The organism is Frankia sp. CcWB3, from assembly GCF_977927595.1.
In genome coordinates, this window is record NZ_CDWRCK010000104.1 from 1 (window position 1) to 13,454 (window position 13,454).

The following is a 13,454-nucleotide window of genomic DNA, read 5'->3' on the forward strand; positions in this document are numbered from 1 at the left end:
GTGGCGGCGGGGGCGGTCAGCAGCACCTCGCCGGCCCCGGCGTGCTCGGACAGCGGCACGCCGGCCGGGATGCTGGCGAGCCACACCGTGAGCGGATGCTCCTCGATGGTCCGGATCCGGCCCGACCGGGCCGCCGCGACCTCATGGAGGAACCGCACCAGCCGGTGACAGCGGTCGGCGAGGGCGGCATGCCGCTCGAGGCCGGCGGTCTCCGTCGTCATCAGGACCTCGCTCTGGAGATCCCGGCGCCCGCGCCGGGAGGGAAACGACATCCGTCGGTTGTCGCCACGTGACTTTCCTCCCGTCGGCGCTGTTCTCCCGATCCGCTCTCCCGATCCGCGGCGCCACCGATCTGTGACGCCACGTCCGCGAGGTCGGTAGGATGCCGGCATCCTACGCATAATGACGTCCCCCTCTCCGGCGGAGCGACAGGAGGGGGTAGCCCGTCCGCGGGGTGCGCCGGGTGCGGGTTCGGGTGCGGGTTCGGCGTGCCGCCGACGGCACGGCGAGGCGGGTGCGACAACATACGCATCCGTGAGGTCACGGTTCTACACTGATGTGCACATTCACTCCCGGTACTCGCGTGCCTGCAGTCGTGACTGCGATCTGGAGCACCTGGCCTGGTGGGCGGCACGCAAGGGCATCGCCGTCGTCGGCACCGGCGACTTCACCCATCCGGCCTGGTCCCAGGAGATCGCGACGAAGCTGGTCCCGGCCGAGCCCGGCCTGTTCCGGCTGCGGTCCGATCTCGAGCATGAGGTGCTGCGCACGTTGCCGGCCTCCTGCCGGACGGCGACCCGCTTCATGATCTCCAGTGAGATCTCGACGATCTACAAGAGGGGCGACCGGACCCGTAAGGTCCATCATCTTCTCTACGCTCCCGATCGGGAGGCCGCCGGACGGATCACGGCGGCGTTGGCCCGAATCGGCAACCTCGCCGCGGACGGGCGTCCCATCCTGGGCCTGGACTCCCGCGATCTGCTGGAGATCACCCTTGGTGGCGGGGCGGGCTGCTATCTGGTCCCGGCGCACGTGTGGACGCCCTGGTTCGCGGTTCTCGGTTCGAAGTCCGGGTTCGACGCCGTCGAGGACTGCTACGGCGACCTCGCCGATGAGGTCTTCGCCCTGGAGACGGGGCTTTCGGCGGACCCGGAGATGTTCTGGCGGATCTCCGGTCTCGACCGTTACCGGCTGGTGAGCAACTCTGACGCCCACTCCCCGCCGATGCTCGGCCGGGAGGCGACCGCGTTCACCTGCGACCTCGACTACTTCTCCATCGAGGCCGCGCTGCGCGGCGGGGACGGCTTCGCGGGGACCGTCGAGTTCTTCCCGGAGGAGGGCAAGTACCACCTCGACGGGCATCGCAAGTGCGGGGTGGTCCTCACGCCGGACCAGACCCGGGAGGCCGGCGGACGCTGCCCCACCTGCGGCGGTGGCCTCACCGTCGGGGTCCTCAACCGGGTCGAGGCGCTGGCCGACCGGCGGCCCGGCCACCGCCCCGTCACGGCGCCCGGCGTCACCTCGCTGGTTCCGCTGCCGGAGGTCGTCGGGGAGATCCTCGGCGTGGGTCCGAAGAGCAAGGCGGTCGCGGGTCAGGTGACGTCGTTGGTCTCCCGTCTGGGCCCGGAGCTCGACATCCTCGGCGACGTACCGCTCACGGACATCGCCGAGGCCGGATCGCCGGAGCTGGTCGAGGCAATCAGTCGCCTGCGCCGCGGGGAGGTGATCCGGCAGGCCGGGTTCGACGGCGAGTACGGCGTCATCCGGTTGTTCGAGCCCCGGGAGCTCGCCCGGGACGGTGGCACCCTGTTCGACCTGGGATCCGGCGCGGCCGGTGGGCAGGACCGGATCGATACGGGACCCTCCCTCGACGAGGCGCTCGCGGCGCGGGCGCGCCCGGCCTCTGATGCCACGGTGCTGCCGGGGGACGCCGCGGTGGCCGGCAGCCAGCTGTTCACGCCGGTTTCCGGCGAGACCCCGTCGGTGCTCGACGGGCTGGATCCCGAGCAGCGGCTGGCCGCCTCGCATCTGTCCGGTCCGCTGCTCGTCCTCGCCGGACCGGGAACGGGCAAGACCCGTACGCTGGTCCACGCGATCGCACACCGGGTCGCTGAGCACGGGGTGCCGGCCGGGGAGTGCCTGGCGGTCACCTTCACCCGGCGTGCGGCCGGGGAGCTCGCCGAACGGCTCGCCGTCCTGCTGGGTGACGCCGCCGGACGGGTGCTCGCGACGACCTTCCACGGCCTCGGGCTCACGATCATCCGTGAGCAGCACGCGAAACTCGCCCGGGGCCCGCAGGTCCAGGTAGCGGACGACGCGGTGCGCGTGGAGCTAATCGCCGCGGCGCTGCACGGTGAGGGCGACGCCCGGACGCGCCGGCGGGTGGCGGCCGGTGTCGCCGAGCTCAAGCGGCACCGAGCGATCGGCGAGGAGATCCGCGACCACGACCTGGTCGGGGCGCTCGCCCGTTACAACGCCGCGCTGCGCGATCGGGACATGGTCGACCTCGACGATCTGATCACCCTGCCGCTGACCCTGCTGCGGTCGTCCCCGGATCTCGCCGAGCACTACCAGCGGCGGTGGCGCCACGTCTGGGTCGACGAGTACCAGGACACCGACGAACTCCAGTACCGCCTGCTGGGGCTGTTGTGTCCCCCCACGGCCAACCTGTGCGTGATCGGCGACCCGGACCAGGCTATCTACAGCTTCCGGGGTGCGGACGTCCGGTTCTTCCTGCGGTTCGAGCAGGACTACCCGAGTGCCCGCCCGGTCGCCCTGACCCGCGGCTACCGATCCACCCGCACCATCGTGCGGACGGCGCTCGATGTGATCGCGCCCGCGAGTCTGGTCCCGGACCGGACCCTGACCGCCGTGCGGGGCGCCGAGGGCGACGGCCCGGTGCTGCTGCGGCGCTACCGCAGTGAGGCCGAGGAGGCGATCGCCGTCGTCGGCACGATCGACGCGGCGCTTGGCGGTACCTCGTTCCACGCGTTGGACTCGGGGGTGGACGGATCGGTCGACGCGGGGTTCTCCTTCGCGGACATCGCCGTGCTCTACCGGACCGCCCGCCAGGCCGAGCTGATCATGGAAGCGCTGGCCACCCGCGGTTTCCCGTTCCAGCGGCGCTCTCATCTCCCGCTCGCGGACGCTCCCGCGGTCGCCGGCCTGCTCGCCCTGCTGCAGGACCTGACGACCACGGGTCCGTCGGGTCCCGGCGTCCCGCGTCCGGTGTCGGGTCTGCTGCGCGACGCGGCGGCACGGGCCACCGATCTTGCCGAGGCGAGGAGAAGCGAGCTCGGCGCCGTGCCGTCCGACGGGTTCCCCGGCTTCTCCGGCGGGCGGGTGCCGACCGAGGCCGAGCTGCGCCTGGCGGTGGAGCTGCTCGCACCGGCCGCCGCAGCGGCCGGCAACGACCTGGCGGGTTTCCTCACGTCGGTCACGCTCGCCGCCGAGGTCGACGGGCTGGACCCGAGGGCGGACCGGATCTCGCTGCTGACCCTGCACGCGAGCAAGGGCCTGGAATACGGCCTGGTCATCATCGTCGGTTGTGAGGACGGGCTGCTGCCGATGCGGTTCGGTCCGGCCGGTGGGATTCCGGGCGGTGAGGCGCCGGGCGGTGGCGTCGGCGGAACCGCCGACGCCGGCACGAAGGACGCCGAGGCGGAGGAGCGCCGGCTCTTCTTCGTCGGCGTCACCCGGGCCAGGCATCGGTTGGTCCTCACCTCGGCGGCCAGCCGGCGGCGCGCCGGGTCGGTCGTGACGACCCGTCCCTCACCGTTTCTTGCGGATATCAGGCCGGCTTTGCTGTCCTCTGCCCCGGCCGAGGGCGTCCCGGCCGAGGGCGGGCGGCGTCGGCCGCGCCGGCCGGCACCGGGCAAGCAGCTGCGACTCCTCTGAGCCGCTGGGCCGGAGCCACCGGGCCGGCACTCGCGCGGCCCGGCGGCTCAGCGCTTGCGCAACACCATCGCGAGGTTCCAGGTCACAATCTCGCGGGCACCGGGAATCCTGAGAATCACCTTCGCCCAGTCGGGTAGATAGCGCGGCATCGCGTCGAGGATCTCGACGTCGGGCCGCCGCTTCGCCCAGGCGAGGGTGTCGGCCACCGACACCGGGAACAGAGTCTTGCCGTAGATGTTCTTCGGCGCCTTGCCCTTGCGGCGTTCGAACCTTGCCGCCGCCCGGTCGCCACCCAGATAGTGCCAGGGTGCGGTCTCGTGGCCGCCCCAAGGGGACAGCCAGTTCGTGTAGCTCAGGAAGATGAGCCCGCCGGGGCGGGTCACCCGGGCCAGCTCGGAGCACATCCGCCATGGGTCGGGAACGTGTTCGAGCACGTTTGACGTGTAGCAGAGATCAACGCTTCCGGAGAGGAACGGTAGGTCCAAGGCGCTGCCCCGGACCCGGCCGGGAACCTCGAGGCCACCGGCCTCCATCTCCGAGACGTCCGGCTCGACCCACACATACCGGGCGCCGGCGTCGAGGAAGGCTGAGCGGAAGTAACCCGGGCCGCCGCCGACGTCGAGGACGAGCTGGCCGGTCAGGGAGGTGTACCGCATCAGCTGGCGCACGGAGTCCGCGGCGATCAGCGAGTAGAAGCCGGCCGGGTCGACGGGCTCCTTGCGGTGCGCGAGGAACAGCGTCTTCGAGCGCGACAGTCCGAACCCGGAATAGGGCAGGGCGCGCACCAGCGGACCCTCCTCCTTGGTCCGCTTGTGGGGAGTGGCCGCCGCGGAGGGCGTCGGGGCCTGCCTCGAGCCCGCGGGGGGAGCCGTGGAAGCCGTAGCCGTGGACGCGGTGGAGGTCGCCGCGGATGCCGCCGTGTCAGACATGCCGGGGACGATAACACCACGGCTGCGGGCCTTCGGCGGGCGGCGGGAGCCGCCCGGGCCGCCAGTCGGATCCGTCCCGGCCGTGGCGTGGCGTGGACCCCGGTCCGGAGCGGCCCCGACGTCCGCCCGGTCTCCCGGCTCCGATGCGCAGAGCAGGAACATATCGCGCTTGTTGTGGAATTATCCAGGTTCCGAGGTTTATTGTTTACGCGTTGGACGCTCCTTTGGCCCGTTGGTACTTCTTCGTTCCCTGAACCCGGCGACGTGTGTTCCCGGCGATCCTGAGGACTGGTGATGGTGGTAGCGCACCCGGTTCCGCTGGCAGGCCCGACTATCTTCCGAGAAACTGGACCATTTGGACTTTCCGGGATATTAGTGATTATTCCGCCCGCCTGGCCGATCGCCGCGGCCCAGGGCATGGGCGACTAGGCCGCGGGGATGTCGCAGACCTATGAAAGTCCCGACTTGCCTTCGCCTCCCGTCTCGGGGGCGTTATCTCCGGCCTGGCGACACGTTCTTGATCAGCCTATGGGGATGCGGGCCGAACTGGACCGCCTGCGCCGCCACGCGCCCTTTTACGACGCGACGGTGGACGAGATCGACGGCCGCCGGATACGGATCGGTGATCACTGGCTCGCCGATTTCGCGTCGTGCAACTACCTTGGCCTCGATCTCGACCGGGAGATCATCGAGGCGGTCCCGGAGTACCTGGACCACTGGGGCACCCACCCGAGCTGGTCGAGGCTGATCGCCAGCCCGCAGATGTACGACGACATCGAGCGCACGCTCGCCGCTCTCCTCGGTGCCGAGGACGCGCTGCTGCTCCCGACCATCACCCACATCCAGCTGTCGGTGCTGCCCGCCCTCGTGGGCAAGGGGGCCCTCTTCGTCGAGGTGCACGCCCATCAGACGGCGCATGACGGCGCGGTCGTGGCCGCGGCCCACGGCGCCGTCGTGGCGCGCTTCCGCGAGGACCGGCTCGACCGGCTGGAACGCCGGCTGCGGACGAGCCCCCACCCCCGGGTGGTGTGCGTCGACGGCGTCCACAGCATGACCGGAAACGGCCCGCCGCTCGCCGAACTCGCGGCGCTCACCCGTGCGCACGACGCCCTGCTCTACGTCGACGACGCCCACGGGTTCGGTGTCGTCGGCGAGCGTGATGCCGTCGCGTCGAGCCCCTACGGCAGCCGCGGCAACGGAATCGTCCGCCATCTCGGCGAGACCTACGACGATCTCGTCCTGGTCGGCGGTTTCTCGAAGGCGTATTCGTCGCTGCTCGCCTTCGTCGCCTGCCCCACGGAGGTGAAGGAGTATCTGAAGTCCACCGCGGGCCCGTACGTCTTCTCCGGCCCGTCGCCGGTGGCGTCCCTGGCGACCGGGCTGGTCGGGCTGCGGGTCAACGCGGAACGCGGGGACGCCATCCGTGCCCGGCTGTATCGCCTGACCAGCCGGTTCCTCGACGGCCTGCGCGGGCTCGGCCTGTTCACGCTCAACGCCAGCGGCTTTCCGATCATAGAGATTCCCCTGGTCGACGCCGCGCAGGCCGAGCCGTTGGGCCGGTTTCTGTTCGAACGGGGGATCTTCGCGAGTGTGGTGCCGTTCCCGGTCGTTCCCCGCGAGCAGGTCGGGGTGCGCATCCAGGTCACCGCGGCCAACACCGACGTCGAGATCGATCATCTGCTGGCCGTCCTGGCCGAGGCGGTCGAGCGGTTTCCCCTGGTATCGGTCCCGCAGGCCCGCGCCGGCGACTGAACCCCACCTCGCCGGAGGTGAGGTGACGGAGACCCCGGACGGCGCCCTAGGCCAGGGGTCCCCGCATTGCGCCGGAGGCGCCATGCGGGGCAAGGCGGGCGACCGGGTACCGGTCCCGGTTGAGGCGGACGTCGGCATCCCGGACGCGGGCCAGAACGGCGAGGAAATCGGCCCGCGGAATCTCCACCGCACCCAGGTCGATCAGATGCGGGGTCGCGATCTGCAGGTCCAGCAGCATCCCGCCGGCCGCGGTGAACCGGGCGTCGAAGTCGGCCAGAGCCACTTTGGAGGCGTCGGTCCGGGTACGGAACATCGATTCACCGACGAACACGCCGCCGACGCCCACTCCGTACATGCCGCCGACCAGCTCGTCGCCCTCCCAGACCTCGATGCTGTGCGCCCAGCCCAGGGCGTGCAGCTCGGCGTAGCCCTCGACCAGTTGGGGAGTGATCCACTCGGAGGTGCCGCCGCGGCGGCAGCCACGGACGACGTCGACGAATCGCTCGTCGACGGTGGTGGTCCACCCACAGTTACGCAGCCGCTTGCGCAGTGTCCGGTTGACCCGCAGCCGGCCGATCGGGATCACTGCCCGGGGGTCGGGGCTCCACCAGGGCAGGTCCAGCCCACCGGGGCGGTGCGGGGGCAGATGGGGGATGCGTCGGGCGGCCACCGCCGCCCGCAGGATCTCGCGCAGCCACTCCCCGCCCCCGCGGGTCCCGCCGCTCTCGTCGTCCCCGTGAGCCTCGTCGTCCCCGTGAGCCTCGTCGTCCCCGTGAGCCTCGTCGTCCTCATGGGCCTCGCCGCCGCCGTCGGCCTCGCTCGCCGGCCAAGGGAAGGCACCGGCCCGGTAGGCGCCGATCAACGTCGCCGGATCCAGCTCACCGCCGACGGCGACCGGGGCCTGGCGTGGGCTGGTCAGCAGCGAGAGCCCGTCCCATACGGTGGGGCCGAGATCGCGGGGCGGCGCCGTCAGCGCCACGACTTGACCGCCGGCGTCCGATCCGGGGCGACTGGGGCGTTCAGCACGGCACTCTCCATCGTCGGGGAGAGATCGCCGGGACATTCCTCCGTCCGGCCGATCGTCTCCGGATCGATCATGCCAGCCGACGGCGCCCGTCGCCGCAGTTGCTCGGTCACCTGCTCGGATGGGCCCGGATGGCCGAGGAAGTAGCCCTGAGCCAGGTCGCAGCCGAAATCCCGCAGCATCCGCATCGCCCCGGCGGTCTCCACGCCCTCGACGACGATGCGCAGGCCGAGCGCGTGGGCGAGTCCGACCGTCGAACGGACGATCGCCTCGGCCCGGCCGTCGACCTCCATGCGTTGGATGAATGACTTGTCCAGCTTCAGCACGTCGACGGGCAGCTCCCAGAGCCTGGCCAGGGAGGAGTACCCGGTGCCGTAGTCGTCGACGGCGATTCCGATCCCCAGGTCGCGCAGCTCCCCGAGTACGGCGGCCGTGCGGACCCGGTCGAGCATCAACGTGGTCTCGGTGATCTCCAGCTCGAGTGCCGTCGGGCTCAGCCCGAAGCCGGAGAGCATGCGGCTGACCTGTTCGGGAAAGCCACGGTCCAGCAGGTCCGAGGCGGACAGGTTCACCGCCACCGCGACGTCGAATCCGGCGGAGTGCCACTGCCGGCACTGGCCCAGGGCGGTCTCCAGCACCTCGATGGTCAGCATCCGGATGAAACCGGCCTGTTCGGCCAGGGGGACGAACTCCTCTGGCCCGAGCAGGCCGCGGCGGGGATGCCGCCAGCGGACCAGGGCCTCTACGGCGTTCGCCTGCCCGGAATCGAGGTCGACCTTGACCTGGTAGTGCACCTCCAGCTGGCCGGTGCCGAGCGCCGCGCGCAGGGACTCGATCATGTCGAGGCGGACGAGGCTGTTCACGTCGGACCCGGGACGGTAGGACTCCACGCCGGTGCGGCCCGACTTCGCGGCATACATGGCCACATCGGCGCGCTGCAGCAGGGTGTGGGCGTCCTCGGCGTGGTCGGGGTACACGGCGGCGCCGATGCTCGCGCCGACGTGCAGGGTCACCCCGCCGACGTCGAAGGGATCGTCGAGCACGGCCAGCACCCGGTCGGCGACGCGTTTCGCGGCCTCGATGTCCGCGTGTTCGAGCAGGACCGCGAACTCGTCGCCGCCCAGGCGGGCATGCAGGTCGCCGGGACGCAGGGCGTCGGAGATACGGGTTCCGACCTGCGCCAGCAGCGCGTCGCCCACCTGATGCCCCAGCGAGTCGTTGATCTCCTTGAACCGGTCAAGGTCCAGCAGGAGGAGTGCGAAGGTGTCCACCCCGGTGGCGTGCTGCTCGGCCTTCGTCAGCCGTTCGATGAAGCCACGCCGGTTCGCCAGGCCCGTCAGCTCGTCGGTGCGGGCCAGCGCTTTGCTCTCGGCGAGCTGCTGGACCTCGATGAAGGTGAACGCGGCGCGGGCCAGGGCCGTCAGCACCGTGGCCGCGGCGAGCCCGACGGTGATCTTTGGCAGCTGGACCGCGGCGCCGAGGACGAGCAGACCGAGCGCGATCACGGTGAGCACCAGCGGGACCGCGATGACGCCCCAGCCGGACATCTTGGCCGGTGGGTGCCAGCGCGGTCGCTGCCAGGCGGCCAGGGCCGGCATGAGCACCGAGAACAGCCACAGCGTGCTGAGGAGGCCGGGCCCGGGGTCCCTGTCCGTGGTGACGCTGACCAGCAGGAGCGAGTCGGCTATCGCGAAGCCCACCAGCCCGATGCCCAGCAGCCACCATATCCGGCCGGGATGCCAGCCCAGCAGACTGAACACCGTGACGATCAGCAGGATCAGCAGCAGGTCGGCGAGCGGATAGATCAGATTCACCGTCATCGTCCACGCGCTGTAGCGCGGATACGAGTTCGCCATCGCCACGCCGATGCCGCTGGTCAGCGCGGCCACGCCGAGCAGGCCGACGAGCGCGTCCATCCAGACGCTCGTGTGTAGCCGGAGCACTCTTCTGCGTAGCAGGAGGATGACGGCGACATAGCACGCCGGATAGAAGAGCAGCCAGCCGAGATCGGCCAGCGACGGCCCGAGGTCGTCGTCCTGCCGGCCGGCGACCGCCGCGTTGTAGTAGATCGTCGCGCATCCGTAGCTGACGAGCCCGGTGCCGAGCAGTGCCCAGGGCAGGCGTTCGCCGCGGATCAACACCGCCCGCGACAGGCAGATCAGGCCCGAGCCGAGGGCGACGCCGTAACGCAGCGACCCGGTCTCGTTGCCGATGCGGGGCACGGTGACGAACGCGGAGACGGACAGGTAGACCGTGGCGACGATCAGGACGAGCTGGGCGGCCCGGATCAGACGGAACCGGCGCGGGGGAGGGGGAGAGGCGGTCAACCGGTCATCCCCCCGCAGCGTGGTGGGAACCTGCGCACGTGCCCGGCATCGTGCCGACGGCCATCGCCCGGTGCCGCGGCGACGACACCCGCGGCACCGGCGGCCGCCTTGCCGGCCGGTTCGCCGAAAAAGATGATCTTTCATGGGTGTGCCGTGGGCGGGCGATGGTGGCGGCTCCCCCTCCGGCCCCTCTCCGGTGCGGCCATGGTGCCGACCCCGCAGGCCCGGTAATCGACCACCGCCGGTGGCGACCGGTCGTGCGGGAGGGACAGGGCTACCTCCGTTGAGGGAAAGGGTACGGACACCCCGGAGGTCCCGCCACTCGGGCCTCATGTGACCATCATGACGGAGGCTTGGCCGGGCATGCCTACATTCTCGTACATCTTGGTCTCTTGTCATTTATATACAAAAATTTGTCGCGATTTGCTGGTGTGGCGTTGGGTTCAGGTGGGGTGACCGTGCGCAGGCGTGGCCGTGTCGTCGACTCATCACGTCAGGGCGGCCCGATCGTTGTCACTGCGGCGGGAGGCTGTCGTCGCGAGACATGATAGGAAAATGTCGGCTATGTCCCGCTTCCCGCGCTGGAGGCGGGGGAGGAGCGCACATGCGGATCGGTCTGCAACTACCCGACTTCACCTCCCCGCACGGTTCCGGGCAGCTCGGGGAGGATCTGGCCGAGGTGGTCCGCGTGGCGGACACGGTCGGATTCGACTACCTGGCCGTCATGGACCACTTCTTCCAGATCGCGATGGTCGGTCCGGCCGAGAACGAGATGCTGGAGGCGTACACGACGCTGGGTTTCCTGGCCGCCCACAGCCGCCGCGCGAAGCTGCTGACCCTGGTCACCGGTACGGTCTACCGGGAGCCCGGCGCCCTGGCGAAGATCGTCACGACGCTGGACGTGCTCTCCGGCGGGCGGGCCTGGCTGGGCATCGGCGCTGCCTGGTACGAACAGGAGGCGGTCGGTCTCGGTCTGCCGTTCCCGCCGCTGGCCGAGCGGTTCGAACGGCTCGAGGAGACGCTGCAGATCTGCCTGCGGATGTGGAGCGGTGACGAGAGCCCCTTCTCCGGCCGGTACTACCAGTTGGCCCGTCCACTGAATTCGCCGCTGACGCGGCCGCATCCACCCATCCTGATCGGTGGGGGTGGCGAAAAGAAGACGCTGCGTCTCGTCGCCCGATACGCACAGGCGTGCAACCTCTTTCCCGGTCCCGATCTGGCGCGCAAGCTCCAGGTGCTGCGCGAACACTGTGAACGCGAGGGTCGGAACTACGACGACATCCTCAAGACCGTGGTCTTCTCCTTTGACGTCGGACCGAGGGGGGAGCATGTGGAGAGGATTCTCGACGAGCTGAACGACCTGGCCGAACTCGGTGTCCAGGCGGTTCTCGGTGGCGTGCGCGACGTCTGGCACGTCGAGCCTCTTCACATAGGAGTCGAAATGAAATAACTTGCGCGTTTCGAACCCTCCACAGGCCTGTGACCTGCGATGATGCTCTCGATCACGTATTTGTTACTTCATTACGTCCCCATACTCGGTGAAAAGGTGATTCCGCGGGTCGCCGGGCTCGCCGAAATCTCCTGACCCTCTGGGTGGCCGGGGCGACGCGGCCGGCCCGTCGGCCGGCCCGGCACCGGGGGCCACCGACGGCCCGGCTGGATGCCAGGGTGAACTCCGCGCGCACAGCCGAGCGGCGGTGGCTGCTGCACCGGATGCTCGCGCCGCACCGGCGCGTCCGGGCGGTGCGCGAGTTCGACGAGGTCTATCGCACCCTGCGGGAGACCGCCCCGGCCTCCGGCACCCCGGTGTTCAGGCCTCGCCCTGGGCGCGGTGCGTACCTAGCCGCCCCGTTTCATCTATGACAGAGGTAGCAGTAATATTTCTACTACCTCTGTCATAATCCGGGGTGGATTTCTTTTGTCTGTGACGGCTCGTGGTGCGGACATCGCGAGATGACGATCGGGGCGACCGTGGGGCCAACGGAGATCAACGGACTGCCGGCGCACGTCTTGCTCGTGCATGTGGTTGTCATCCTCGTGCCGCTGGCGGCGATGCTGGTGGTGCTGTCCGCGGTGTGGCCGGCGGCGCGGCGCCGGCTGGGCGTCATCACCCCGCTAGTCGCTCTGGTCGCGCTGGTGAGCGTGCCGCTCACCACCCATGCGGGGGAGTGGCTCGAGGCACGCGTGCCCTCGAACGAGCTGGTCCGCCGGCACGCCGAACTCGGCGACACCCTGCTGCCCTGGGCCGCCGGGCTGTTCGTCGCGGCCGTGGTGCCGTGGGTGCTTGCACGCCGCTCGGCCGCCACCGGAACGGAAACGGCTCCGGCGCGCACCGCGACCGGTTCCGGCCGGACGCTGCTCGTGGCGGTTCTCGCCGTGCTCAGCCTCGTCGCCGCCGCCGGTTCGGTCGTGCAGGTCTACCGGATCGGCGACAGTGGTGCCCAGGCTGTCTGGCACGGCAGCTTCAGCCGGACCCCCCTCCTGGTTACCCAGAGCGCGTCGGCGCAGCCAGTCGTCGAGTGAGGGCTCACCGCTGTCGAAGGCCGACAGGTCGTCGGAGGCAGTGATTGGTCTGGGGGCCGAGTAGCCGCTCACTCGAAGATGGATTCTTCGGCGAACAGGCGCTCCAGCCGGGGCTTGGCAGTCATCGGGCGGTCGAGGACGGCGAGGAACTCTACCCACGTCTCGTTCTCCGGCAACCTGCGGCCAAACTCGGCTGCTGGTGTGAGAAGGCGGCCGGATGGGTGGAGAGAGGGCGGGGCGTCGATGACGGCCCGGCGCGCTGCGGGCAGGTCGAGGGTGTCGGTGTCCGCGACGTCGTGCGAGCCGACAATTCGGCCAACCCTACCGTTACGTTAGAGTTGGATGTATGTGGATGGAGTCACGTCGCCAACGGAACCGATCCCCAGTGCCCTGGTCGGCAACCCGCCATCATCCGACTTCGCCTGCCGCGAGTGCCCCCTTGCAGGCGAGGAGTAATCGTGCCGTTTTCTGGCTTTAGTCGGGACGCAGTCTGGGGACGTTTCAAAGCGGCATGGCTGGCGGGTCCCACCGCGGATCTGCTGGCTGGTCTGGTGGTCGCCCTGGCCCTGATTCCTGAGGCGATCTCGTTCTCGGTCATCGCCGGGGTGGATCCCAAGGTGGGTCTTTACGCTTCGTTCTCGATGGCAGTGATCATTGCGATCGCGGGCGGTCGCCCAGCGATGATCTCGGCGGCAACAGCGTCGATGGCGCTCGTCATGGTGCCGCTCGTCCGGGATCACGGGGTCGAGTACCTCTTCGCGACGACGGTCGTGACCGGCGTCGTACAGATAATTCTCGGGCTGGTCGGGGCAGGCCGGCTGATGCGTTTCGTGCCGCGTCCGGTCATGGTCGGATTCGTCAACGCGCTCGCGATCCTCATCTTTCTCGCGCAGCTTCCTCATATTGGGTCTTCGAAGTTAACCGGGGTGGGCGTGAAACCCCAGCCAGTTTGGTAACTGTGCGTAATGTTGGCTCGACGTGGCCTGCTGTGACCTGATGTGG

General features: G+C 69.9%; 9 protein-coding genes and 2 pseudogenes. 6 read left to right on the forward strand and 5 right to left on the reverse strand.

Annotation, left to right across the window (positions count from 1 at the left end):
- The coding region (locus tag ACY5KJ_RS10100) for a hypothetical protein (RefSeq protein WP_462203250.1) at nucleotides 1-221 on the reverse strand (221 nt) is incomplete at its 3' end.
- Nucleotides 222-534: 313 nt separating this feature from the next.
- Between ACY5KJ_RS10100 and ACY5KJ_RS10105 the strand changes: the two genes are divergently transcribed.
- Nucleotides 535-3,897, forward strand: a complete 3,363-nt coding sequence (locus tag ACY5KJ_RS10105; RefSeq protein ID WP_462186632.1) for a UvrD-helicase domain-containing protein — start codon at nucleotides 535-537, stop codon at nucleotides 3,895-3,897.
- A 47-nt stretch (nucleotides 3,898-3,944) separates the two neighbouring features.
- Here ACY5KJ_RS10105 and ACY5KJ_RS10110 read toward each other — a convergent pair whose 3' ends face one another.
- On the reverse strand, nucleotides 3,945-4,682 hold the full coding sequence (locus tag ACY5KJ_RS10110) for a class I SAM-dependent methyltransferase (RefSeq protein WP_462186638.1): 738 nt from the start codon (nucleotides 4,680-4,682) through the stop codon (nucleotides 3,945-3,947).
- A gap of 582 nt (nucleotides 4,683-5,264) precedes the next feature.
- Here ACY5KJ_RS10110 and ACY5KJ_RS10115 point away from each other — a divergent pair.
- Nucleotides 5,265-6,578 (forward strand): aminotransferase class I/II-fold pyridoxal phosphate-dependent enzyme, encoded by a 1,314-nt coding sequence (locus tag ACY5KJ_RS10115; protein WP_462186633.1) that lies wholly within the window; start codon nucleotides 5,265-5,267, stop codon nucleotides 6,576-6,578.
- 46 nt (nucleotides 6,579-6,624) lie between these two features.
- Here ACY5KJ_RS10115 and aat read toward each other — a convergent pair whose 3' ends face one another.
- Both aat and ACY5KJ_RS10125 read right to left on the reverse strand, forming a co-directional pair.
- Nucleotides 6,625-7,557, reverse strand: a complete 933-nt coding sequence (gene aat, locus ACY5KJ_RS10120; protein ID WP_462203251.1) for a leucyl/phenylalanyl-tRNA--protein transferase — start codon at nucleotides 7,555-7,557, stop codon at nucleotides 6,625-6,627.
- Nucleotides 7,548-9,929: a putative bifunctional diguanylate cyclase/phosphodiesterase gene (locus tag ACY5KJ_RS10125; protein WP_462186634.1), complete on the reverse strand. Its 2,382-nt coding sequence runs from the start codon at nucleotides 9,927-9,929 to the stop codon at nucleotides 7,548-7,550. The genes aat and ACY5KJ_RS10125 overlap by 10 nt, the downstream gene beginning before the upstream one ends.
- 604 nt (nucleotides 9,930-10,533) lie before the next feature.
- Here ACY5KJ_RS10125 and ACY5KJ_RS10130 point away from each other — a divergent pair.
- From ACY5KJ_RS10130 to ACY5KJ_RS10140, 3 genes are all read left to right on the forward strand, one after another.
- A complete protein-coding gene (locus tag ACY5KJ_RS10130; RefSeq protein WP_462186635.1) occupies nucleotides 10,534-11,379 on the forward strand; it encodes an LLM class F420-dependent oxidoreductase in 846 nt (281 codons plus the stop codon).
- A 218-nt stretch (nucleotides 11,380-11,597) separates the two neighbouring features.
- Entirely contained in the window at nucleotides 11,598-11,792 is a 195-nt protein-coding gene (locus ACY5KJ_RS10135) for a hypothetical protein (protein WP_462186636.1), read from the forward strand.
- Between the two features lie 90 nt (nucleotides 11,793-11,882).
- The gene (locus tag ACY5KJ_RS10140; protein ID WP_462186637.1) at nucleotides 11,883-12,452 is read left to right on the forward strand and encodes a hypothetical protein; all 570 of its coding nucleotides are present in this window, start codon (nucleotides 11,883-11,885) and stop codon (nucleotides 12,450-12,452) included.
- Nucleotides 12,453-12,520: 68 nt separating this feature from the next.
- Here the strand turns inward: ACY5KJ_RS10140 and ACY5KJ_RS10145 are convergent.
- Nucleotides 12,521-12,610: pseudogene (locus ACY5KJ_RS10145) on the reverse strand (type II toxin-antitoxin system TacA family antitoxin); the annotation flags it as partial.
- 357 nt (nucleotides 12,611-12,967) lie between these two features.
- On the opposite strand from ACY5KJ_RS10145, the pseudogene ACY5KJ_RS10150 reads away from it, so the two are divergent.
- Nucleotides 12,968-13,375: pseudogene (locus ACY5KJ_RS10150) on the forward strand (SulP family inorganic anion transporter); the annotation flags it as partial.
- Between the last annotated feature and the right edge of the window lie 79 nt (nucleotides 13,376-13,454).

Bases quoted from the DNA above. Each gene is read 5' to 3' on its own strand.
- ACY5KJ_RS10115 (WP_462186633.1), top strand. From the start codon at position 5,265: ATGTCGCAGACCTATGAAAGTCCCGACTTGCCTTCGCCTCCCGTCTCG.
- ACY5KJ_RS10130 (WP_462186635.1), top strand. From the start codon at position 10,534: ATGCGGATCGGTCTGCAACTACCCGACTTCACCTCCCCGCACGGTTCC.
- ACY5KJ_RS10140 (WP_462186637.1), top strand. From the start codon at position 11,883: ATGACGATCGGGGCGACCGTGGGGCCAACGGAGATCAACGGACTGCCG.